At 69.8% G+C, this 20,311-nt stretch carries 21 protein-coding genes; 11 read left to right on the top strand and 10 right to left on the bottom strand.

Annotated elements, in window-relative coordinates; translation table 11 throughout:
* Positions 1-247: 247 nt before the first annotated feature.
* From dnaK to AC3ZJJ_RS01590, 6 genes are all read left to right on the top strand, one after another.
* Positions 248-2,110: a molecular chaperone DnaK gene (gene dnaK / locus AC3ZJJ_RS01565; protein WP_489893519.1), complete on the top strand. Its 1,863-nt coding sequence runs from the start codon at positions 248-250 to the stop codon at positions 2,108-2,110.
* A gap of 13 nt (positions 2,111-2,123) precedes the next feature.
* Positions 2,124-2,798, top strand: coding sequence for a nucleotide exchange factor GrpE (locus AC3ZJJ_RS01570; protein ID WP_489893520.1), 675 nt, complete (start codon positions 2,124-2,126; stop codon positions 2,796-2,798).
* 82 nt (positions 2,799-2,880) lie between these two features.
* Positions 2,881-3,873 (top strand): DnaJ C-terminal domain-containing protein, encoded by a 993-nt coding sequence (locus AC3ZJJ_RS01575; protein WP_489893521.1) that lies wholly within the window; start codon positions 2,881-2,883, stop codon positions 3,871-3,873.
* A gap of 5 nt (positions 3,874-3,878) precedes the next feature.
* The gene (locus tag AC3ZJJ_RS01580; protein WP_489893522.1) at positions 3,879-4,307 is read left to right on the top strand and encodes a heat shock protein transcriptional repressor HspR; all 429 of its coding nucleotides are present in this window, start codon (positions 3,879-3,881) and stop codon (positions 4,305-4,307) included.
* A 13-nt stretch (positions 4,308-4,320) separates the two neighbouring features.
* Positions 4,321-5,301 (top strand): alpha/beta hydrolase, encoded by a 981-nt coding sequence (locus AC3ZJJ_RS01585; RefSeq protein ID WP_489893523.1) that lies wholly within the window; start codon positions 4,321-4,323, stop codon positions 5,299-5,301.
* Positions 5,298-5,831: an SRPBCC domain-containing protein gene (locus AC3ZJJ_RS01590; protein WP_489893524.1), complete on the top strand. Its 534-nt coding sequence runs from the start codon at positions 5,298-5,300 to the stop codon at positions 5,829-5,831. Before AC3ZJJ_RS01585 ends, AC3ZJJ_RS01590 begins: the two co-directional genes overlap by 4 nt.
* Before the next feature lie 13 nt (positions 5,832-5,844).
* Here the strand turns inward: AC3ZJJ_RS01590 and trmB are convergent, their stop codons facing one another.
* Positions 5,845-6,699 (bottom strand): tRNA (guanosine(46)-N7)-methyltransferase TrmB, encoded by an 855-nt coding sequence (trmB, locus tag AC3ZJJ_RS01595; RefSeq protein WP_489893525.1) that lies wholly within the window; start codon positions 6,697-6,699, stop codon positions 5,845-5,847.
* Positions 6,700-6,709: 10 nt separating this feature from the next.
* On the bottom strand, positions 6,710-8,761 hold the full coding sequence (locus tag AC3ZJJ_RS01600; RefSeq protein WP_489893526.1) for a penicillin-binding transpeptidase domain-containing protein: 2,052 nt from the start codon (positions 8,759-8,761) through the stop codon (positions 6,710-6,712).
* Between the two features lie 72 nt (positions 8,762-8,833).
* Here AC3ZJJ_RS01600 and AC3ZJJ_RS01605 point away from each other — a divergent pair, with 72 nt between their 5' ends.
* The 3 genes from AC3ZJJ_RS01605 (at position 8,834) to clpB (ending at position 12,570) form a co-directional block, all read left to right on the top strand.
* Entirely contained in the window at positions 8,834-9,265 is a 432-nt protein-coding gene (locus AC3ZJJ_RS01605; protein ID WP_489893527.1) for a YccF domain-containing protein, read from the top strand.
* 163 nt (positions 9,266-9,428) lie between these two features.
* Complete coding sequence (locus AC3ZJJ_RS01610; protein WP_489893528.1) at positions 9,429-9,884, top strand: VOC family protein; 456 nt, start codon at positions 9,429-9,431, stop codon at positions 9,882-9,884.
* A gap of 103 nt (positions 9,885-9,987) precedes the next feature.
* On the top strand, positions 9,988-12,570 hold the full coding sequence (gene clpB / locus AC3ZJJ_RS01615) for an ATP-dependent chaperone ClpB (protein WP_489895632.1): 2,583 nt from the start codon (positions 9,988-9,990) through the stop codon (positions 12,568-12,570).
* 26 nt (positions 12,571-12,596) lie between these two features.
* Here the strand turns inward: clpB and AC3ZJJ_RS01620 are convergent, their stop codons facing one another.
* The gene (locus AC3ZJJ_RS01620; RefSeq protein ID WP_489893529.1) at positions 12,597-13,190 is read right to left on the bottom strand and encodes a septum formation family protein; all 594 of its coding nucleotides are present in this window, start codon (positions 13,188-13,190) and stop codon (positions 12,597-12,599) included.
* Between the two features lie 208 nt (positions 13,191-13,398).
* Between AC3ZJJ_RS01620 and AC3ZJJ_RS01625 the strand changes: the two genes are divergently transcribed.
* The gene (locus tag AC3ZJJ_RS01625) at positions 13,399-13,626 is read left to right on the top strand and encodes a DUF3073 domain-containing protein (protein ID WP_489893530.1); all 228 of its coding nucleotides are present in this window, start codon (positions 13,399-13,401) and stop codon (positions 13,624-13,626) included.
* 21 nt (positions 13,627-13,647) lie between these two features.
* Complete coding sequence (locus tag AC3ZJJ_RS01630; RefSeq protein WP_489893531.1) at positions 13,648-14,583, top strand: Sir2 family NAD-dependent protein deacetylase; 936 nt, start codon at positions 13,648-13,650, stop codon at positions 14,581-14,583.
* Here the strand turns inward: AC3ZJJ_RS01630 and AC3ZJJ_RS01635 are convergent.
* Genes AC3ZJJ_RS01635 through AC3ZJJ_RS01665 form a run of 7 tightly spaced genes read right to left on the bottom strand, consistent with a single transcriptional unit; the run spans position 14,580 to position 20,273 of the window.
* Positions 14,580-15,074 (bottom strand): 2'-5' RNA ligase family protein, encoded by a 495-nt coding sequence (locus tag AC3ZJJ_RS01635; RefSeq protein WP_489893532.1) that lies wholly within the window; start codon positions 15,072-15,074, stop codon positions 14,580-14,582. The genes AC3ZJJ_RS01630 and AC3ZJJ_RS01635 overlap by 4 nt on opposite strands.
* Positions 15,075-15,117: 43 nt before the next feature.
* Positions 15,118-16,263, bottom strand: a complete 1,146-nt coding sequence (gene purM, locus AC3ZJJ_RS01640; protein ID WP_489893533.1) for a phosphoribosylformylglycinamidine cyclo-ligase — start codon at positions 16,261-16,263, stop codon at positions 15,118-15,120.
* Positions 16,264-16,277: 14 nt separating this feature from the next.
* Entirely contained in the window at positions 16,278-17,828 is a 1,551-nt protein-coding gene (gene purF / locus AC3ZJJ_RS01645) for an amidophosphoribosyltransferase (protein WP_489893534.1), read from the bottom strand.
* Between the two features lie 49 nt (positions 17,829-17,877).
* Complete coding sequence (locus AC3ZJJ_RS01650) at positions 17,878-18,207, bottom strand: hypothetical protein (RefSeq protein ID WP_489893535.1); 330 nt, start codon at positions 18,205-18,207, stop codon at positions 17,878-17,880.
* A 3-nt stretch (positions 18,208-18,210) separates the two neighbouring features.
* Entirely contained in the window at positions 18,211-18,594 is a 384-nt protein-coding gene (locus AC3ZJJ_RS01655; protein ID WP_489893536.1) for a sterol carrier family protein, read from the bottom strand.
* A gap of 13 nt (positions 18,595-18,607) precedes the next feature.
* Positions 18,608-19,612: an asparaginase gene (locus tag AC3ZJJ_RS01660; protein ID WP_489893537.1), complete on the bottom strand. Its 1,005-nt coding sequence runs from the start codon at positions 19,610-19,612 to the stop codon at positions 18,608-18,610.
* A 10-nt stretch (positions 19,613-19,622) separates the two neighbouring features.
* Positions 19,623-20,273, bottom strand: a complete 651-nt coding sequence (locus AC3ZJJ_RS01665) for a class I SAM-dependent methyltransferase (RefSeq protein ID WP_489893538.1) — start codon at positions 20,271-20,273, stop codon at positions 19,623-19,625.
* Positions 20,274-20,311 lie beyond the last annotated feature (38 nt).

Genomic DNA, 20,311 nt, shown 5'->3' on the forward strand with positions numbered 1-20,311 from the left:
GCCCGCTAGGCGCCGTGCTCGCTGAGGGCGAACACCGCAGACGTTACCGCGCGGGAAGCCCGACATTCCGGGGACAACGGGAGGGGGACCACCGGCGATTCGCGGCCGCGCGAACCAAGTTGAGCCGGATAGGCTCAACTCTGAATTGACATCGTTTTCGGCCCGCGTAGACTTGAGTCCAGAACGCTCAAGCTGCAGTTTCGCTCAGCCGACACACCCCAGTTTTCCAAGGAAAGAAGGAAACACCATGTCACGTGCCGTAGGCATCGACCTCGGAACCACAAACTCTGTCGTCTCCGTTCTGGAGGGCGGCGAGCCCACCGTCATCGCCAACGCGGAGGGCGCACGCACCACCCCCTCGGTGGTCGCGTTCTCCAAGTCCGGCGAGGTCCTGGTCGGCGAAATCGCCAAGCGCCAGGCCGTCAACAACATCGAGCGCACCATCGCGTCCGTCAAGCGCCACATGGGTACCGACTGGTCCGTCGACATCGACGACAAGAAGTACACGGCGCAAGAAATCTCCGCGCGCGTCCTGATGAAGCTCAAGCACGACGCCGAGTCGTACCTGGGCGAGAAGGTCACCGACGCCGTGGTGACCGTCCCGGCCTACTTCAACGACGCCGAGCGCCAGGCCACGAAGGAGGCCGGCGAGATCGCCGGCCTGAACGTCCTGCGCATCGTCAACGAGCCGACGGCCGCCGCGCTGGCCTACGGCCTCGACAAGGGCAAGGAAGACGAGCTCATCCTGGTGTTCGACCTCGGCGGCGGCACGTTCGACGTCTCCCTGCTCGAGGTGGGCAAGGACGAGGACGACTTCTCCACCATCCAGGTCCGCTCCACCGCCGGCGACAACCGCCTCGGCGGAGACGACTGGGACCAGCGCGTCGTCGACTGGCTGCTGGCACAGGCCAAGTCCAAGGGCGCAGACCTCTCCAAGGACAAGATCGCCCTCCAGCGCCTCAAGGAGGCCGCGGAACAGGCGAAGAAGGAACTGTCCTCGGCGACCAGCACCAACATCTCGCTGCAGTACCTCTCCGTGACTCCCGAGGGCCCGGTCCACCTGGACGAGCACCTGTCCCGCGCCAAGTTCCAGGACCTCACCAAGGACCTGCTCGAGCGCACCCGCAAGCCGTTCAAGGACGTCATCGCGGAGGCCGGCGTCAACGTCGCGGACATCGCTCACGTCATCCTCGTCGGCGGCTCCACCCGCATGCCGGCCGTCGTCGACCTGGTCAAGGAGCTCGCCGGCAAGGAGCCCAACAAGGGCGTCAACCCGGACGAGGTCGTCGCCGTCGGCGCCGCGCTCCAGGCCGGCGTCCTCAAGGGCGAGCGCAAGGACGTCCTCCTGATCGACGTCACTCCGCTGTCCCTGGGCATCGAGACCAAGGGCGGGGTCATGACCAAGCTCATCGAGCGCAACACGGCCATCCCGACCAAGCGCAGCGAGACCTTCACCACCGCGGACGACAACCAGCCGTCCGTCTCCATCCAGGTGTTCCAGGGCGAGCGCGAGTTCACCCGCGACAACAAGCCGCTGGGCACGTTCGAGCTGACCGGCATCGCGCCGGCACCGCGCGGCATTCCCCAGGTCGAGGTCACCTTCGACATCGACGCCAACGGCATCGTCCACGTGTCCGCCAAGGACAAGGGCACCGGGACCGAGCAGTCGATGACGATCACCGGCGGCTCGAGCCTGTCCAAGGACGACATCGACCGCATGGTGCGCGAGGCCGAGGAGCACGCCGCGGAGGACAAGAAGCGCCGCGAGGCCGCGGAGACCCGCAACCACGCCGAGCAGACCGCGTACTCCGTGGACAAGCTCATCAAGGACAACGAGGACAAGTTGCCCGAGGACGTCAAGACCGAGGTCCAGGCCGACGTCGACGCCCTCAAGAAGGCGCTGGAAAGCCAGGACAACGACGACGAGGTCAAGGCCGCGTACGAGAAGCTGCAGGCTTCCCAGACCAAGCTGGGCGAGGCCATCTACGCCCAGGCCCAGTCCGAGGCGCCCGCCGGGAACCCCGGAACCGAGTCCGCGGGCGGGGCGTCCGACGCTCCCGAAGAGGACATTGTCGACGCCGAGGTTGTCGACGAAGACGAGAAGAAGTAAGGCGGGAGTGCCCATGCCGCACCACGGCAACGAGGAAGAGCACGGCGCCGAAGAGCCCGTCCGCTTCACCGACAAGCGAAAGATCGACCCGGAGACCGGCAAGGTCCGCGGCCAGGACGGCGCGGCGGAGGACTTAGCGGCGCCGGAGGGCGAGCACCACGAGGACCTCACGCCGACCGACGAGGCCCACGATTCGGGAGACGCCCTGGCCCAGGCGGAGAAGATCCTGAACGAGGTGTCGTCCGAGGACGTCCAGGCGCAGGGCGAGGCCGTCAGCGTGGTGGCCGAGTTGCGCAACGACCTGCTGCGCCTCCAGGCCGAGTACGTGAACTACCGCAAGCGCGTGGAGCGCGACAGGGAAGCGGTTCGCGAACTCGCGGTCCAGTCCGTGCTGGCCGGGCTCCTGCCCGTGCTGGACGACTTGGACGCGGCACGCCAGCACGGCGACCTCACGGACGGGCCGTTCGCGGCCATCGCCAACAAGTTCGACGGGATTCTGGCCGGCCACGGCTTGGAGCGCATCGCCGAGCCGGGCGTGGCCTTCGACCCGCAGATCCACGAGGCGCTGATGCAGCAGCCGAACGCGGAGGTGCCCGCCGACCACGTCGGCGCGGTCCTGCGCCCCGGCTACCGCAAGGGCGACCGCGTGATCCGGGCCGCCCAGGTCATCGTTTCCACCGGAGAATAGATCAAGTGCGGCGGGTCGGGGCGCGAGCCCCGGCCCGCCCGTCCCGGCGGAAACGCCCCACAACGTTGAAAGGAGGCGCCCGATGGCAAGCCAGGATTGGGCCGAAAAGGACTTCTACGCCATTCTCGGCGTCTCCAAGGACGCGAGCGACGCCGACATCAAAAAGGCGTACCGGAAGCTCGCGCGCCAGCACCACCCGGACACCAACGCCGGGGACGCCGCGTCCGAGCTTAAGTTCAAGGACATCACCGAGGCGCACTCGGTGCTGTCCGACCCCGAAGAGCGCCAGCAGTACGACGCCATCCGCGCCATGGGCTCCGGCGCCCGCTTCACCGCGGGCGGTCCCGGCGGCGCGGGACAGGGCGCGGGATTCGACGACATCTTCGGCAACCTTTTTGGCGGGCCGGGACCGTCGCGGGGACGCGGAGGCTTCCCCGGCGGGGGAGGGTTCCAGGGTGGATCGGTGCCGCCCGAATTCGCCGACCTCTTCGGCGGCGGCGGATTCGGCGGGGGCCACCAGCAGGCCGCCCAGAAGGGGGCCGACCGCACGGCCAACACCACCATTTCGTTCGCGGGCTCCATCAACGGCACCACCATCGGTCTGCGGGAGGCCAGCGGCGAGGTCCTGGACGTCCGCATCCCGCCGGGCATCAAGGACGGACAGACCGTGCGGGTGCGCGGCAAGGGCCAGAGGGGGCCGGCTGGCAACGGCGACCTTCTGGTGAAGGTGGCCGTCAGGCCGCACCCGTTCTTCGTGCGCGAGGACAACAACATCCGCATCCACGTGCCCGTGAGCTTCCCCGAGGCCGCCCTGGGCGGCCAGGTGGAGGTGCCCACCCTGACCGGCGAGACCGTCAAGGTCAAGGTGCCCGCCGGATCGTCCTCCGGCCGCACCCTGCGCCTGAAGGGCCGTGGCGTCAAGACGTCCAAGGCCACCGGGGACCTGCTGGTGACCATCGACGTCGTGGTTCCGCAGAACCTCGGCGCCGACGCCGAGGCGGCGGTCAAGGCGTTCGCCGAGGCCACCGCGGGTGCCAACCCGCGGGCGGGGCTGGCCGCCAAGGCGGTGCTGTAGCGGTCATGGTTCCAGACAGGTTTGCGCCGATCTTCGTGATCTCCGTCGCGGCGGACCTCGCCGAGATGCACCCGCAGACCCTGCGCCAGTACGACCGGATGGGGCTTGTGTCCCCGTCGCGGCAACGCGGAAAACAGCGGCGCTACAGCCAACACGACGTCGAACTGCTCCGAGAGGTCCAGCGTCTCTCAAAGGACGGCGTGTCCTTGGAGGGCATCCGGCGCATCCTGGAGCTGGAGAACCAGGTGGCCGCCCTGCGTTCCCGCGTGACCGAACTTTCCCAAGAGCTCGAGGCCACCCGCTCCGGACGCCGCAACGCCGAGCTGTACCGCGTGTTCGCGGCCGGCGCGGGAGGGGACGTTGTCCCGCTCGCGCGGGGGAAGCGTCCCCGCGGCAGCGGCCAGGCCGTTGTCCTCTGGCGACCGCAGCGCTAGGAGCCCGTCCAACATGGTCCTCCCAGCGAGCTATGCGGAGGTGAGCGACGCCGCGGAGGCACGGCTGGAAATCCTCAAGTCGAGGCGGGACGGGCTGCCCCAGCGCAAGAAGGCGGCCATCGACGGCGTTGTGCACGCGCTGAATCCCGCCGCGATGGATCCGGCCATCCCACGCCGCCGCCTGCTCTACCTGGACCTGCAGGGGCCCGAGCCGCTCGCGGCCATCGTCGTCGGCGACCTGGACACCGCGACCCATGTGACCTGGCAACTTTCCGGCGCGGGGATCCGCGCCACCACCGCCATGTGGGGAACCGTCCGGGAAGCCGGCCAGCTCCTCCTGGAACAGCGTCTGGTGGGGGAGCGGAATCCGGCCGTCGTCGCTTGGCTCGGGTATCCCGCGCCGGGACTGCTGCGGGCCGTGTTCAACCGGACGGCGCGCACGGCCGTGGAACGCCTGGCACACGACCTACGGCGTTTTGCCCGCCTGCGGCCGGACTCTCCCCGCACCGTGATCGAGGCCCACTCCTACGGCGCCACCCTCGCCGCCCACGCGCTCGAGCGACTGGCGGCCGGGGCGGGCGGCGCCGGCGGGCTCCGGGTCCACGCGCTCGCGACCACGGGATCGGCGGGCATGCCGCGCCGCCTGGCGAGGGACCCCGCCCTGATGGGGCTCGCCGGCGACGCCGTGTTCGAGGGCGTCGCAACCAGCGACTCCCTGGCGCGGGCCGGGCGGCTGCTGAGCGGGCGGTCCCTGGTGCCCGGCCGCGGATTCGGTGTGGACGGCGCGCCCGTCCTGGGCCTGCTTCCCGTCACGGGGCACAACACCTCCCGCTTTGTGCCCGGCGCGCACCGGTCAAGCTACGGCTACCGCGACCCCGGCACCCAATCGCTGCGCAACCTGGCCCTGGTCACAACGGGCCGCGGACCGGTGGGTCCGCAGCCGGCGGGCCGGGGCGGCGCTCCCCGGTTTGCCGGTCGTAGACTGTGGCCATGACGGGCTACTCCATGGATCTGGCGACCTTCGCGCCCGCGGGCAAACGCTGGGTGCTGACATATGGCATAGACCTGCCGGTCAACCGCTGGGACGCCTGGATCGCCGTCACCTCCAGGGACGGGCTTCGCGAGTGGTTCCCCGCCACCATCGTCGGCGAGTGGACGCCCGGACGGGAGTTGGTCTTCACCTTCCCGGAGGACCCGGACGCGGACCCGATGCGTGGGGAAGTGGTGGACGTGGACTCGGGCAGCAGCCTGGTCTTCAGGTGGGAGTCGGACTCCCTGCGCATCGCCCTCCAGGAGCACGACGCCGGCACCCGCCTGGTGTTCGCGGCCTCGCTCGACGAGCAGGGCCGAGGAGCGCGCGAAGGCGCGGGCTGGCATGTCTGCCTGGCCAACCTGCGCGAATCCGTGGGCGGCTACGTCGAGGACAGCGACAAGGACTGGCCGTCGCTCTTCGGCGCGTACGCGCGGAAGTTCGGCCCCGAGGCGTCGACGGCCCTTCCGCCGGACACCGGGGACCGCCCGTAGGGGCGGGGTGCGGCTACGCCCTGCGCCGGTAGGCCAGGTCGAACACCAGCCGCCCGGCCTTGAGCGCCTTGCCCTCGAAACTGGTGAGGACGCGCTCGTCGAAGCGGGGGGCCCAGCCGCCCGTCTCGTCGGTGAAGTCCGGCTCCGCCTCGTGGCCCTCGAGTCCGCCGCGGCGCACTCGTGTCAGGGGCCCGCCAGGCCCGCCGCCGAGCCCGGTATGCAGGTTCTCGAAGTCCGCGGACGCGTCCAGGGTGGCCCGCATCTGCTCCGCGTAGTTGGACCAGTCCGTGGCCAGCCGCCACGTCCCCTCGGGCGCCAGCACCCGGGCTGCCTTGTCCGCGAAGGCACCCTTGACCAGGCGGCGCTTGTGGTGCCGGACCTTGTGCCAAGGGTCCGGAAAAAACACCCACAGCTCGTCCACCGACCCCGGGCGGAGCATCACGTCGAGCACCTCGGGGGCGTTGGCCTGGACGGCCCGCACGTTGGTCAGGCCCTTCTGCTCGATCCGCACCATCAGCTGGGCCAGTCCGGGACGGTAGACCTCCACGGCCAGGAAATCGCGCTCGGGGTGACGCTCGGCGGCGTCGGCGACGGCCTCGCCCAGACCCGAGCCGATTTCAACCGTCAGCGGCGCGATGCGGCCGAACGACTCGGCGGCATCGAAGCCGAAGTCCTCGCGCACGGACGTGTCCGCGTGGTGGCGCGGGACCTCCAGCAGGAACTTGCCCGATTGCCGTTCCCACGCCTCCTGGCGCTTGCCGTGCAGCCGCGTTCCGCGCCGAACGAACGACACCGGCTCCGTGCGGTAATAGCTCAGGTCGTCGACGGCGCGGCCGCTTTGGGGTGGTTTGTGGTCGTGGATATCCATTGCATCAAGATTAGTCGCCCGCGGCGGTGAGGGCGTTCGCCCGGGTCAGGAACTCCTTGATGAGGGGGCCGCCCGTTTCCGCACCGGAGAAGCCGGTTTCCACGAACGCGGCGACAGCGAGATCGCCCTGAATGGCGATGACCCACGTGTGCCGAAGGTCCTCCTTGCCGTCCCCGTACTCGGCGGTGCCGGTCTTCGCGGCGACGGCCGGTCCCGGGACGTCCTGGAGCTCGGTGACGGTGCCGTGGTCCACGGTTCCGCCCATCATCGCCAGCAGCTGCTTCGCCTCGGCCTCGGTCAGCGGGGTGGAGGGCTTGGCCCCCGCCCCGGGCTCCGGGTCCGCCACGATGTGTGGGGACACCGTGGACCCCTTGGCCACCGACGCGGCGACCGTGGCCATGCCGAGGACCGAGGACTCGACCACCCCTTGGCCGATCATGTTCGCCGCATGTTCGGTTCCGGTGGAGTCCGACGGCACGGAACCGAGGAAGGCGGGGGCCCCGGCGGCGGGTTCCGGCGCCAGGCCCAGCGACCCGGCGGCTTCGGAAACGGTCGACATGTCCACCTTCTCGCTGGCGCGGATGAAGACGGTGTTGCACGACTGCGCGATGGCCTCGGACAGGGTGATGGTGCCCAACCCGGCGGCCGGGTAGCCCGTGTAGTTCTTGAACGTGCGCCCGTCGAGCACGGTGGTCTGCGGGCACTGCACCTTGCTCTGGGGCGTGTACCCCGAGCGCAGCATGGCGAGCGCGGAGACCACCTTGAACGTCGATCCCGGGGCGTAGCGCCCGATCATCGCCGTGTTGTAGGAGTTGCTGTCCGGTCCGCTGGCGGCCGCGAGCACCGAACCGTCCGAGGGCCTCAGCGCCACGATCCCGCTGGGTGAATCGGTCTCCGAGACGATCCCCTCGGCCACGCGCTGAAGCGGCGCGTCGAGCGTTGTGTGGATGGCGTCGCCGTCCACGGGCGCGAGGCTGAAGAGTTCGCGCGGCTCCTCGGCCTGGCCCTCGCCGGCTCCGTCGGAGGCCGCGCCGGACGCCGAGCCTTCGGCGCCCTCCCCGGCGTCGGCCGGAACGGTCCAGACCGAAAGCCCCTTGCGCCCGGCGAGGCGCTCGTCGTAGGTGGCCTGGAGGCCGGAGAGCCCCGTCGCGTCGCCCGCCGACAGCCGGCCGTCCGACTTCTCGACGAGTTCTGCGGTGGCTTCGCCGACGGTTCCCAGCACGGCCCGGGCAAAGGTCCTCGTCGGGGCGAGCGGCAACTCGTCGGGAATGGCGCGCGCGCCGGGGATAACCGCGAGATCCGCGTCGGAGATCTCGAGCGATTCGTCGTCGCGCAGGACGATCGCCTCCACAAACGCCTTGTCGCCCGCCGCGTCGACCCGCGCGGCGAAGTCCGCCTCGTCGATGTCCACCAGGCGGGCCAGCGCCGAGGCGCTGGCGGCCGCGGGCTCGCCGTCGAGCAGGGTCTTGTCCAGGCCCATGCGGAGGACCTCGCGGTTGGTGACCAGGACGTAGTCGCCCGAACCGAGGATGTCGCCGCGCTGGGCGGCCGTGGTGCGCAGCCGCAGCGACTCGCCGTCGAGGAGTCCCTCGACGGCGACCCCCGGCGTGAAGCGGGTCTGCCAAGACTCCGCCTCGGCGTTGTACTCGAGGGTGGCGGAGGTGGTGTAGGACCAGTCGTTGTCGGATTCGTCCAGGTCCCAGGCCGTCCTCAGCGTGGCCGTCGCGGTGGCCGGGCCGTCGTCCGCCGTCTCGTCCAGGGCGACCGCTTGGACCTCCACGGTCCGCTGCATGTCCGCAAGGGAACCGTAGGCGGCGAGCAGCGCCTCGGTCGCCTCCGTGCCGGAGCCATCCGTCAGCGGGACCGCGTCGAGGTTGGCCGCCTGGAGGCCCTGGGCCAACGCCTGCGCGGCCGGTGACGGGTCCGGGGCCTGCTGGCTGCAGGCCGCCAGCGACGAGGCCAGCAGGATCCCGGCCATCGCGGCGGGGAGGGCCCGACGGGTGGCGGGTGTTGTGCGGCGGACCGAGGCGGCGCTGGTGGCGAACCGGTTTGTCGAGGTCATGTACCCATTATGTCCATTAAATGGGGGGAATCCCCGATGGCGGGTCGGCCGCGCATGCGCGAGGATGGATTTATGAACGGACCACTAGCAATCGCCCTGAATATCATCTGGCTCGTGTTCGGTGGAATCTGGTTGGCGCTGGGCTATTTCCTCGCCGGGATCGTGTGCTGCCTGCTGATCGTCACCATCCCCTTCGGCATCGCCTCCTTCCGCATCGCCAGCTACGCGCTGTGGCCGTTCGGCCGCACCATCGTGGACCGCGGCGGCCGGACCGGCGCCCTCTCAACCGTCGGCAACGTGATCTGGATCCTGGTTGCCGGGCTGTGGATCGCGATCGGGCACGTGTTGACGGCGATCCCCATGTTCGTGAGCATCATCGGCATCCCGCTGGGCATCGCCAACCTCAAGCTGATCCCCGTCTCCCTGGTTCCGCTGGGCAAGGAGATCATCCCCTCGTCCGGGGCGCCGTTCGGGGCGCCCGCCTGGGCGCCGCGCCACCGCTAGGCGAACGCGGGCCGAGGAAACCCCGGCCGCCGGTCTGGCGCGTGCCCGGCATTGGGTACATTGTGGATGAAGCGTCGCGCTGAAAAGCCGCGCAGCGACCCATTGTTTCCCCCGGGCCGCCGGTTCCGCCGGCGGCCAGGAGGGGTTCCGGAAAGGCTCTCCAATGCAAGACATCGTTAACTGCCTGTGGTTCGACGGCAGGGGCCTGGAGGCCGCCATGTACTACACGCGGCTCTTCCCGAATTCGCGGATCCTCGGCCAGTCTTCGGGGCCCGAGGGCGGTGAGCCGATGACGGTGAACTTCGAACTCAACGGACGCTCGTTTGTGGCGCTCAACGGCGGTCCGGCGAACGTCTTCAACGAAGCCGTCTCCTTTCAGATCGTGTGCGATTCGCAAGAGGAGATCGACCGCTACTGGGACGCGCTGACGGCTGGCGGGGCGGAGGGCCAGTGTGGTTGGCTGACCGACCGCTTCGGCGTGTCCTGGCAGGTTGTGCCGCACAGGCTGTCCGAACTCCTCGGCGGCGGGGACCCGGAGGTCGCCCGCCGGGTGGTCGAAGCGTTTATGCCCATGCGCAAGTTCGATCTGGCCGTCCTCGAGGCGGCCGCGGCCGGCTGACGCCGGCGACGCATTCCGCCTCCGGAATAATCCCCATCAGTCCAAAGTTGAGTGGAGTAGACTCAAGTCTGAATGGATGACCCGAGCAGAGGAAGGACCCGTCGTGGACGCCAAATTCACCACCCAAAGCCAGGAGGCACTCTCCGCCGCAGGCATGAACGCCTCCACGGCGGGAAACCCGCAGGTCGAACCCGCGCACCTGCTCAAGGCGCTGGTCGACAAGCGCGAATCCATCGCCGTGGCCTTGCTGAGGGCCACCGGCGTCGATCCCGACGCCGTCTCCGTGCAGGCGAGCGCCGCGATCAAGGCCCTCCCGGCGTCGTCCGGGTCCTCCGTGGCGCAGGCGCAGTACTCCCGCGGGATCCTTCAGGTCATCACCGCCGCGCAGCAGGCAGCGGAGCGGTATGGGGACACCTTCCTGTCCACGGAGCACCTGCTGCTGGGACTCGCCGCGGACACGGGGAAGGCCGGATCGGTGCTGCGCGACGCCGGGGCCACGCCCGAGGCCCTGCTGGCCGCCCTGCCGGGGATCCGGGGCGACCGGAAGGTCGACAGCCCCGATCCCGAGAACACGTTCCAGGCTCTTGAGAAGTACGGCACCGACCTCACGGCCATCGCCCGCTCCGGGAAATTGGATCCAGTGATTGGGCGCGACGGCGAGATCCGCCGGGTGGTCCAGGTGCTTTCCCGGCGCACCAAGAACAACCCGGTGCTCATCGGCGAGCCCGGCGTCGGCAAGACGGCCGTCGTCGAGGGCCTTGCCCAGCGGATGGTGGCGGGGGACGTGCCGGAATCCCTGCGCGGCAAGACGTTGGTGGCGCTGGACCTGGGGTCCATGATCGCCGGCGCCAAGTACCGCGGCGAGTTCGAGGAGCGGCTGAAGGCCGTCCTCGAAGAGATCAAGGGCTCCAATGGACAGATCGTGACGTTCATCGACGAGATCCACACCGTCGTCGGCGCGGGGGCCTCGGAGGGGGCCATGGACGCCGGCAACATGCTCAAGCCCATGCTGGCCCGCGGCGAACTCCGGCTCATCGGCGCCACCACCCTGGACGAATACAGGGAGAACATCGAAAAGGACGCGGCCCTCGAGCGCCGCTTCCAGCAGGTCTACGTCGGCGAGCCGTCCGTCGAGGACACCATCGGCATCCTGCGCGGGTTGAAGGAGCGCTACGAGGCGCACCACAAGGTCTCCATCGGCGACTCGGCGCTGGTGGCAGCCGCAACGCTGTCCAAGCGCTACATTTCCGGGCGCCAGCTTCCGGACAAGGCGATCGACCTGGTGGACGAGGCGGCGTCGCGGCTGCGCATGGAGATCGACTCGGCGCCGGAGGAGATCGACGAGCTGCGCCGGTCCGTCGACCGGCTGAAGATGGAGGAACTGGCTCTGGAGGGGGAGTCGGACGCGGCCTCGATCGAGAGGCTCGCGGCCCTACGCGCGGACATGGCCGACAAGAAGGAGGCCCTCGACGCGCTGAACGCCCGGTGGGAGGCGGAGAAGGCCGGCCTGAACCGGGTGGGCGACCTCAAGGTCCGACTGGACGAGCTGCGGTCGCACGCGGAGATGTTCCAGCGCGAGGGCGACCTGGAACGGGCCTCCCGGCTGCTCTACGGGGAGATCCCGGACCTGCAGCGCCAGCTGGACGAGGCGCAGGCGGCGGAGCAGGAGGAGGGCGGGCTGGAGTCGATGGTGTCCGAGGAGGTCACGGCGGACGACATCGCCGAGGTCATCTCGGCCTGGACCGGCATCCCCGCCGGCCGAATGCTGCAGGGCGAGGGCCAGAAGCTGCTGCGCATGGAGGAGTTTTTGGGCAAGCGCCTGATCGGCCAGGAGAAGGCGGTCGGCGCGGTCTCCGACGCCGTCCGGAGGGCCCGCGCGGGCATATCTGATCCCGACCGTCCCACGGGGTCCTTCCTGTTCCTGGGGCCCACGGGCGTCGGCAAGACGGAACTCGCGAAGGCTCTGGCGGACTTCCTCTTCGACGACGACCGGGCGATGGTCCGGATCGACATGTCCGAGTACTCGGAGAAGCACTCCGTCGCGAGGCTGGTCGGGGCGCCCCCGGGCTACGTCGGGTACGAGGAGGGCGGCCAGCTGACGGAGGCCGTCCGCCGCCGGCCCTACTCCGTCGTCCTGCTCGACGAGGTGGAGAAGGCGCACCCGGAGGTGTTCGACATCCTGCTCCAGGTGCTCGACGACGGCCGCCTGACCGACGGCCAGGGGCGCACCGTAGACTTCCGCAACGTGATCCTGGTCCTGACGTCGAACCTGGGATCGCAGTTCCTCGTGGACCCCACGCTGGACGAGGAGAGCAAGCGGGCGGCCGTGATGGGACTCGTCCACTCAGCGTTCAAGCCCGAGTTCCTGAACCGGCTGGACGACGTGGTGATTTTCGACCCGCTGTCCCTGGAGCAGCTCGGAAGCATCGTCAACCTGCAGGTCGACGCGCTCGGCCGTCGCCTGGCGGCCCGCCGGCTGGCGCTGACGGTGACGGAGGCCGCGCGGGACTGGCTGGCGCTGACCGGGTACGATCCCGCGTTCGGCGCGCGCCCGCTCCGGCGCCTGGTGCAGCGGGAGATCGGCGACCGGCTGGCCAAGGAGCTGCTCTCCGGCACGATTGCCGACGGCGACGGGGTTCTCGTGGACGTGGCGGACGGCAAGGGGCTGACGGTGGTCCGGCGCTAGCCGGAGCGGGCCCGTCCGGAGCGGGCCTAGGCCGTTCCGGATGCCGCCGGCAGCATGGAGCGTCCCACGGTTCCCTCGGTGAGGGTGAGGAAGCACGCGACGTTCCTGTCGCCCGCTGCCCACGTGCCCTGCGAGGGACTGCTGAATTCGTAGGTCCACGCGCCCTCGGACAACGCGGCGGGGTCGAGGCGGATGGCCTTGCACGCCGCCTCGGCCTTGGTCGCCGTGCGGGCGTCTCCCGGGTAGGGGGTGTCGTCCAGTCGCGCTATCCCGATGAGCTGGGCGGTGTGGGGGGTGCGGCAGGTGACGATCGTGGCCCGGTCCAGCGGCCCCTCGAAGTCCGTGAGGCAGTCCCCGGCGACAAACTGGGAGGCCGGCGCGTCGCGGGCGATGATCCCGTCGATTCCTGGGTCCGTGTCCCGCGAGACCTCGGTCGCCGGGGCGGCGTCGGGGGAGGCCGTGTCCATCAGTTTTCCCGCCCCGTAGACCAGCATCAGAATGATTCCGGCGGCGCCGAGAACCACCCAGAACGGGGACGTGCCGCGGCGGCGGCGCACCTGTGTCTCGGCTGATCGCGCGGGTTGGTATGGCGAGGGTTCCGGCGCCTCTTGCTCGTTCACGTCGGTTCCCTGTCCTGAATGTGTCGTAGGGGGCATTTGGGTTCAACTCTAGCCGCCGCCGGCGCGCCACCCGGAGAGGTGCCGGAGACGGCGATTGGGGCCGAATCATGTTAACCTAGAAGCACGAAAGAATCAGTCGCATATTCCGGGGCCTCTACCTTGCAAGGGGTGGACCACCTCCGGATCTACCGAAAAAGGGGGTCACGCCATGGGGCGCGGCCGTCAGAAGGCAAAAGCAACTCGGCAGGCCAGGGATATCAAGTATTATTCCCCGGCCACTGACTTGTCTGCCCTCCAACGCGAGCTCGGAAACACCCGCGGTCACGCCGGTGCTCCAGCCACGCATGTCGAAGAACCGTTTGAGCCGGACTACTCGGACTACGGCGACAAGTACTCGGATGACGACGACGAGGACGATCAGCGCCGCATCGGCTGATCACGCACGCACACACTCAGCGTGGACTTCACGGATCTTCCCATCGCCAACGCGCATCGCGCCGCCATCCGCTCCATCGAGCGTGTGGTGGACGAGACGGCGCAGCCCCAGGATCCGGCAACGGCCCTGGCGGGAATCTCCTCCATGCTCTTGGCCGGACCGGTGCTCCTCCTGACCGGCGCAGGCGTGTCCACCGACTCAGGGATACCCGACTACCGGGGGCCCAACGGCTCGTTGCGCCGGCACAGGCCCATGACGTACCAGGAGTTCAAGCACGACCCCGCGGCGCGTCACCGGTACTGGGCCCGCAGCTACGTCGGCTGGCGCCAGATGGCCAGGTCCGAACCCAACTCGGCGCACCACGCGGTCGCCGAGTTGGAGCGGCGGGGGGTGCTCAGCGGTGTGGTAACACAGAACGTCGACGGCCTGCACGTCCGCGGAGGATCCCAGATGGTCGTCCCGCTGCACGGGGACCTGGACACCGTGATGTGCCTCAGCTGCGGCTTCGTCGAGGAGCGCGCGGACTTGGACGCCCGCTTGGCCGAGGCGAACCCCGGTTACGTGGAGCGCATCAGCCTCGATCCCGCACTCGTGAATCCTGACGGCGACGTCACCCTCGACCAGGCACATGTGGACGAATTCGCCATGGTCGGCTGCCTGTCCTGTGGGAGCGTGGAACTGAAGCCCGACGTCGTCTATTTCGGCGAGAGCGTGCCTCCCGCGAGGAAAGCCGTCGTAAAGCAACTAGAGGATAAGTCCACTGGATTGCTGGTCGTGGGCTCGAGCCTCGCGGTGATGAGCGGCTATCGGCTGGTGCTGAACGCAGAAAGGGCGGGCAAACAGATTGGCATCATCAATGGAGGCCCCACGCGTGGCGACGCCAAGGCCACGTGGCTCTGGCGGGCACGCGTTGCGCCCGCGCTCGAGGAATTGCTGTCCGGAGTTCCTGCCGCCTAGGAGGTCGCGTCCTGGATAGGGCCCGGCGCGAGGTCCCAGACGAAGACCACCCGGCGCCAGCGCGGGTCCCCGTCGGGCCGCATATCCACCAGGGCGACGTGGTCGACCGCGAGCGTGTCCGACGGGTGCAGCCGACCCACGGTGTGCGACACGTGCGGGCGGTACCCGGCCTTGGTGTGGCGTCCGCCCGGCAGGTGCACGGCGTCGCCGAGCGCGTCGAGGACGGCCACGTGCAGGGCGGCGAGCCCCGAGTCGGCGTCCAGGAGCGACACCGGCACACTCCCGTCGCGCCCGAAGGCCGCGTCCCCGCCAACTGTGGCGGCGAACGCCGCCCGCGCGGTCAGCGCCGGACCGATCCGTTGGCGGATCCGCGCGGCGGGCTCGGCCGCATCGAACCGCACCAGCGTCGCATGGAGCGGCCAGCGGGCGCGGGCGAACACGGTTCCCGCGGGAATCCGCGAGACGAACACCACCAGCACGTAGCTTCCCATGGCCGGTGGGCCGGTAGCCCGCGACGGCGCGGCGTAGGCTTCGCTACTGGGCGTAAGCTCCGCGGAGCAGAACGGCGCCGCCGTCGACTCCCTTGGCGCCCTGGACGAAATCCAACCCCGCGGACGCGGCGGACGGGTCGATCCCGGACACCGTGCCCATCACCCACGAGGCCACGCCGCGCTCGTTCAGGCGCGCCAGGGCGGCGTCCGCCGCGGACGCCTCCACGATGGCGACCATGCCCACGCCGAGGTTCAGGGTGCGTTCGAGATCGGGCTGCGGCACGCCACCGAGTTCGGCGACGAGCTTGAAGATGGCGGGCAGCTCCCACGTTGTGCGGTCGATCGTGGCCATCAGGCCCTGCGGCAGGACGCGGGCCAGGTTGGCCGCGAGGCCGCCGCCCGTCACGTGGCTGAAACCGTGCAGGGGAGCGGCGCCATCAACATTGAGGGTGCGGATGAGGTCGAGGCAGTCGGCCGCGTAGACCTTGGTGGGCACCAGCAGCTCCTCGCCCAGGGTGCGCCCGAGTTCGGAGACCTCGCGGTCGAGGGCCCAGCCCGCGTGGTTGATCACGCGGCGGACCAGCGAGTAGCCGTTGGAGTGGATGCCGGAGGATGCCATGGCGATGACCACGTCCCCCGAGCGGACGCGCTCGGGGCCGAGGAGCGCGTCCGCCTCGACAACGCCCGTGGCGGCGCCCGCCACGTCGTACTCGTGCTCGCCCAGAAGCCCGGGGTGCTCGGCCGTCTCCCCGCCCACCAGCGCGGTGCCCGCGATGGTGCAGGCCTCGGCGATGCCGCGGACGATGTCGGCGATGCGTTCCGGCACCACCTTGCCGCAAGCGATGTAGTCGGTCATGAACAGCGGTTCCGCGCCGACCACCACGATGTCGTCGACCACCATGCCGACCAGGTCGTGGCCGATGGTGTGGTGGATGTCCATGGCCTGCGCGATGGCCACCTTGGTGCCCACCCCGTCCGTGGACGTGGCCAGCAGCGGCTTGGAGTAGGCGAGCAGGCGGGACGCGTCGTAGAGTCCGGCGAACCCTCCCACCCCACCGAGCACCGACGCGTTGTGGGTCGCCTTGATCGCGCCCTTCATCAGTTCGACGGCGCGGTCGCCGGCTTCGACGTCGACGCCCGCGGACGCGTAGGTGATGCCGGTGCGGTGCTCTGGCGTGGGGGAAGTCATGCGTCGGGCGTCCTTTACTTGGTGCTGGGGGTCTTGTCGGCGGGCGTGAGCGAGGGCTCGAACTCGGCGTCCGGGCCCGGGTCGCAGCCGTCGCTGCTGTCGACGGAGCGCTCCAGCAGGTTCTTGCCAAGCCGGTCCGAGCTGGGGAGTTCGATGGGGTACTCGCCGGTGAAGCAGGCGGTGCAGAGGCGTTCGCGCGGCTGCTCCGTGGCGTTGATCATCCCGTCGTCGGAGATGTAGGCCAGGGAGTCCGCGCCGATGGAGGTGGTGATTTCCGCGATGGTGGCGCCGTTGGCGATCAGCTCCGCGCGGGAGGCGAAGTCGATGCCGTAGAAGCAGGGCCACTTGATCGGGGGCGAGGAGATCTTGACGTGGATCGAGGTGGCCCCCGCCTCGCGCAGCATGCGGACAATCGCGCGCTGCGTGTTCCCTCGGACGATCGAGTCGTCCACCACGATGACGCGTTTGCCCTTGATCACCGGCTCCAGGGCGTTGAGCTTGAGGCGAATGCCGAGTTGGCGAAGGGTCTGCGAGGGCTGGATGAACGTGCGCCCGACGTAGGCGTTCTTGACGAAGCCGTGGGCGAACGGAATGCCGGACTCTTCGGCGTAGCCGATCGCGGCTGGGGTGCCGGATTCCGGGACGGGGATAACGATGTCCGCCTCGGCGCTGTTCTCCCTGGCCAGTTGGCGGCCCATCTCCACGCGCGACTCGTAGACGGACCGGCCGTTGATTGAAGCGTCCGGGCGGGCCAGATAGACGTATTCGAAGACGCAGTGCGCGGGCGTCGCCGGGCTGAAGCGCTGGGACCGGATCCCGTCCTCGTCGATGGCGATCAGCTCGCCGGGCTCGATCTCGCGGATGTAGCTGGCGCCGACGGTGGCGAGGCCGGACTGCTCGGACGCCACGACCCAGCCACGCTCGAGCCGCCCGAGCACCAGTGGACGAACGCCGTGGGAGTCGCGGGCCGCGTAGAGCGTGCCCTCGTTCATAAACACAAAGCAGAAGGCGCCCTGCAGCTTGGGAAGCAGCTCCATGGCGGTCTCTTCGAGGGACCTGCCCTCGGTGCCGCGCATCAGGGCGGTCACCAGGGCGGTGTCCGTGGTGTTGCCCTGGGCCAGCTCGCCGCGGAACTTCGCGCCCTGCTCGGCGACGACCATGTCCATCAGCTCGGCCGAATTGATCAGGTTGCCGTTGTGGGCGAGGGCGACCGTGCCCTCGGACGTCGCGCCCAGGGTCGGCTGCGCGTTGGCCCAGTGGCTGGCACCGGTGGTGGAGTAGCGGCAGTGGCCGACGGCGATGTGGCCGGTCATCGAGTTCAGCGTGTTCTCGTCGAACACCTGGGAGACCAGGCCCATGTCCTTATAGACGTTGATGCGCTGGCCGTCGGACGTCGCGATGCCCGCGGATTCCTGTCCGCGGTGCTGCAGGGCGTAGAGCCCGTAGTACGCCAGCTTGGCGACGTCCTCGCCGGGGGCCCATACGCCAAAGACACCGCATTCGTCCTGCGGACCCTTTTCGTTGGGCAAGAGATCATGAGAAAGCATTCCGTCACCACGCGCCATGGGGTCCATTCTCTCACGGGAGGATGGGCTGCGGCGCATCGGCGACGGGCTAGCGGTCCTCTGTTTCGTCCAGTGGAACCGCGGTGGTCCGGCGGTCCCGCTTGGACAGGATCCGATCGGCGACGAGGTAGGTGACGCATCCCACCAGCACCCCGGCGAGGCCGAAGTAGACGGACAGGAACCCGGCCACGGTGTTGCGGGTGAACTCGGCGCTCTCGGGGCCGGTCAAGGCGGACAGGATGGCCACAAACACGCCGAGGGCGGCTCCCGTGCCGACGAACGGCCAGAACTTGGGCGCGCGGCGCAGGCGGACCTCCACGGAGCCGTCCTGCGGCGCCTGTTCGGGCACGTCCTGGTTGTCCTGCTGCGGTGAATGCATGCCTTAAAGGGTACCGAACAGGGGGAGGTGGGCGGACAGGTCCGCCCGCAGGCCGGAAGCGCCGACGGTGCCGGAGGCGCGGGCGCCCTCCCACGACAGGACGCCGGTGGCCAGCGCAAGCCAGGTCTGCGCATCCATCTCGACGACGTTGGGCGGGGTGCCCCGGGTGTGCCGGGGCCCCTCGACGCACTGCGCGACGCCGAACGGGGGCACCCTGACCTCCACCGAGTTGCCCTCGGCGGCCTCGGACAGCTCCTCCAGCGCAAAGCGCACGGCCGTCGCCGTCACGGCCCGCGGCAGGGCGGGCCGGTCGCCCGGGGTGGCCTCGATCCACTGGCGCAACGCGCCACGGCCCACGTCCGCGGCGATCCGTCGTCGTACTCCCATGCGTTCGGCCCCGCTAGTCCAGCAGCGCCATCACGGGCGCGGCGAGACGGATCCTGCCGACCGGACCGGCGCCGCCCAGGACGGGCCGGACGACGGTCTCCAGCACGGGCCCCACACGCTCCACGTCGATGGCGCCGGCGTTGGCCAGCAGTGTCAGGCCCACCAGCGTGGCGCCGCGGCCGTTGCCGTCGAGCATCTTGAGGGTGCAGGCGTACCCCGTGTCCGTGCCCAGCATCAGCACACCCTCCGCCCCGAGCTTGGCGATGACGCCGAGCTCCTCCATCACCACGGTGTTCTCTTCGCCGTGGCCGTGCACTGCCCACGGGTAGTCCAGCATGGCGGTGGCGATCGTCGCGGCGCGGGCGTCCGCGTGCTTGTTTCCGGGCGACTTCGCGAGGCGGCCCGTGGCGCGGGCCAGCCCGCGCAGGGAGAAGGCCGGAACGGGTGCGCCGCAGCCGTCGACGGCCAGGTGGGCGATCTTCTCACCCGCATACTCCTCGACGACCTCCACCACGCGGCGCTGCAGCGGGTGCTCGGGATCGAGGTACGTCTCCGTGTCCCACCCGTTCTCCGTGCACGCCCACAGGAAGGCGGCGTGCTTGCCGGAGCAGTTGAACGCCAGCCGCGACTTCCCGTGGCCGGCCCGGACCAGGTCGTTGCGCGTCTCTTCGTGGCCGGGCCATGCCGCGGGGCAGCGCAGGTCGTCCTCGCCCAGCCCGGCCTTCGCCAATATGGTGGCCGCGAGGTCCATGTGCTCCCGGCTGCCGACGTGGCTGGCGCACGCGAGTGCCACCTCGGCTCCTCGCAGCGGGACGCCGGACTGCATGGAGGCCAGCGCCTGGAAGGGTTTGAGCGAGGAGCGCGGGAAGACCGGCGCATCGATGTCTCCCAAGGCGGTGACGACGTCGCCGGAGCCGTCCAGCACAACGGCCGATCCGCGGTGCCGCGATTCCACGAATCCGTTGCGCTCGACGACGGCAAGGTCAACGGCATCCGCCGAGGAGAAGGTTTCTGGCATGGTGACCAGTCTAGTGAGTCGTGGCCGTCCCGGATTCGCCCGGCTGGCCCCGGGACAGCACCGCCACGAGGAAGTCGCTGTCCGGCGTGAACGGCCGAAGATCCCAGGTCGAGAACCTGCCGTCCACGGCGAGTCCGGCCCGCTCCGCGTCCCGGGAAAAGTCATCGAAGGCATAGCCGCGGCCGGAGCCGAATCCGACGACGGCGCGGCCCCCGGGCACGAGGTGGGCGGCGAAGCCGGTCAGGACCTCCGGGGCGGTTCCCGGCGCGAGGAACGCCATCACGTTGCCCGCGCACACGATCACATCGAACTCTGGCGCCCGATTGGACGGCGTGGCGCCGAGCACGATGCCCAGCTCCGTAAGGTCGCCGGCCAGCCACCGGCAGTCCGGGTGGTCCTTGGCCGCCTCCGCGACCAGCGCCGCGTCGACGTCGACGCCCACCACGCGGTGCCCGCGGCGCGCCAGCTCGCCGCCGACGCGGCCGGGACCACATCCGGCGTCGAGGATGCGGCTGCCCCGGGCCGCCATGGCATCCACCAGCCGGGCCTCGCCATGCAGGTCCGCGCCCTCGGCCCGCATGGCGGCGAAGCGGTCGATGTACCACTGTGAATGTCCGGGATTGGCGCGCAGCCGCGCCTCCCACAACGTTTCCTTTCGCACGGGACCAGCGTAACGCCCGTCCGTTGCGCGGTGCTCCC

This window comes from Arthrobacter sp. AOP29-A2-19, assembly GCF_058138025.1.

Excerpts from the sequence above, each read along its gene's own strand:
- AC3ZJJ_RS01600 (WP_489893526.1), bottom strand. The coding sequence starts at position 8,761 with ATGACCTCGACAAACCGGTTCGCCACCAGCGCCGCCTCGGTCCGCCGC.
- AC3ZJJ_RS01650 (WP_489893535.1), bottom strand. The coding sequence starts at position 18,207 with ATGCATTCACCGCAGCAGGACAACCAGGACGTGCCCGAACAGGCGCCG.
- AC3ZJJ_RS01655 (WP_489893536.1), bottom strand. The coding sequence starts at position 18,594 with ATGGGAGTACGACGACGGATCGCCGCGGACGTGGGCCGTGGCGCGTTG.
- AC3ZJJ_RS01610 (WP_489893528.1), top strand. The coding sequence starts at position 9,429 with ATGCAAGACATCGTTAACTGCCTGTGGTTCGACGGCAGGGGCCTGGAG.
- AC3ZJJ_RS01580 (WP_489893522.1), top strand. The coding sequence starts at position 3,879 with ATGGTTCCAGACAGGTTTGCGCCGATCTTCGTGATCTCCGTCGCGGCG.
- AC3ZJJ_RS01605 (WP_489893527.1), top strand. The coding sequence starts at position 8,834 with ATGAACGGACCACTAGCAATCGCCCTGAATATCATCTGGCTCGTGTTC.
- AC3ZJJ_RS01570 (WP_489893520.1), top strand. The coding sequence starts at position 2,124 with ATGCCGCACCACGGCAACGAGGAAGAGCACGGCGCCGAAGAGCCCGTC.
- AC3ZJJ_RS01635 (WP_489893532.1), bottom strand. The coding sequence starts at position 15,074 with ATGGGAAGCTACGTGCTGGTGGTGTTCGTCTCGCGGATTCCCGCGGGA.
- purF (WP_489893534.1), bottom strand. The coding sequence starts at position 17,828 with ATGGCGCGTGGTGACGGAATGCTTTCTCATGATCTCTTGCCCAACGAA.
- AC3ZJJ_RS01585 (WP_489893523.1), top strand. The coding sequence starts at position 4,321 with ATGGTCCTCCCAGCGAGCTATGCGGAGGTGAGCGACGCCGCGGAGGCA.
- purM (WP_489893533.1), bottom strand. The coding sequence starts at position 16,263 with ATGACTTCCCCCACGCCAGAGCACCGCACCGGCATCACCTACGCGTCC.
- AC3ZJJ_RS01660 (WP_489893537.1), bottom strand. The coding sequence starts at position 19,612 with ATGCCAGAAACCTTCTCCTCGGCGGATGCCGTTGACCTTGCCGTCGTC.
- dnaK (WP_489893519.1), top strand. The coding sequence starts at position 248 with ATGTCACGTGCCGTAGGCATCGACCTCGGAACCACAAACTCTGTCGTC.
- AC3ZJJ_RS01590 (WP_489893524.1), top strand. The coding sequence starts at position 5,298 with ATGACGGGCTACTCCATGGATCTGGCGACCTTCGCGCCCGCGGGCAAA.
- AC3ZJJ_RS01625 (WP_489893530.1), top strand. The coding sequence starts at position 13,399 with ATGGGGCGCGGCCGTCAGAAGGCAAAAGCAACTCGGCAGGCCAGGGAT.
- trmB (WP_489893525.1), bottom strand. The coding sequence starts at position 6,699 with ATGGATATCCACGACCACAAACCACCCCAAAGCGGCCGCGCCGTCGAC.
- AC3ZJJ_RS01575 (WP_489893521.1), top strand. The coding sequence starts at position 2,881 with ATGGCAAGCCAGGATTGGGCCGAAAAGGACTTCTACGCCATTCTCGGC.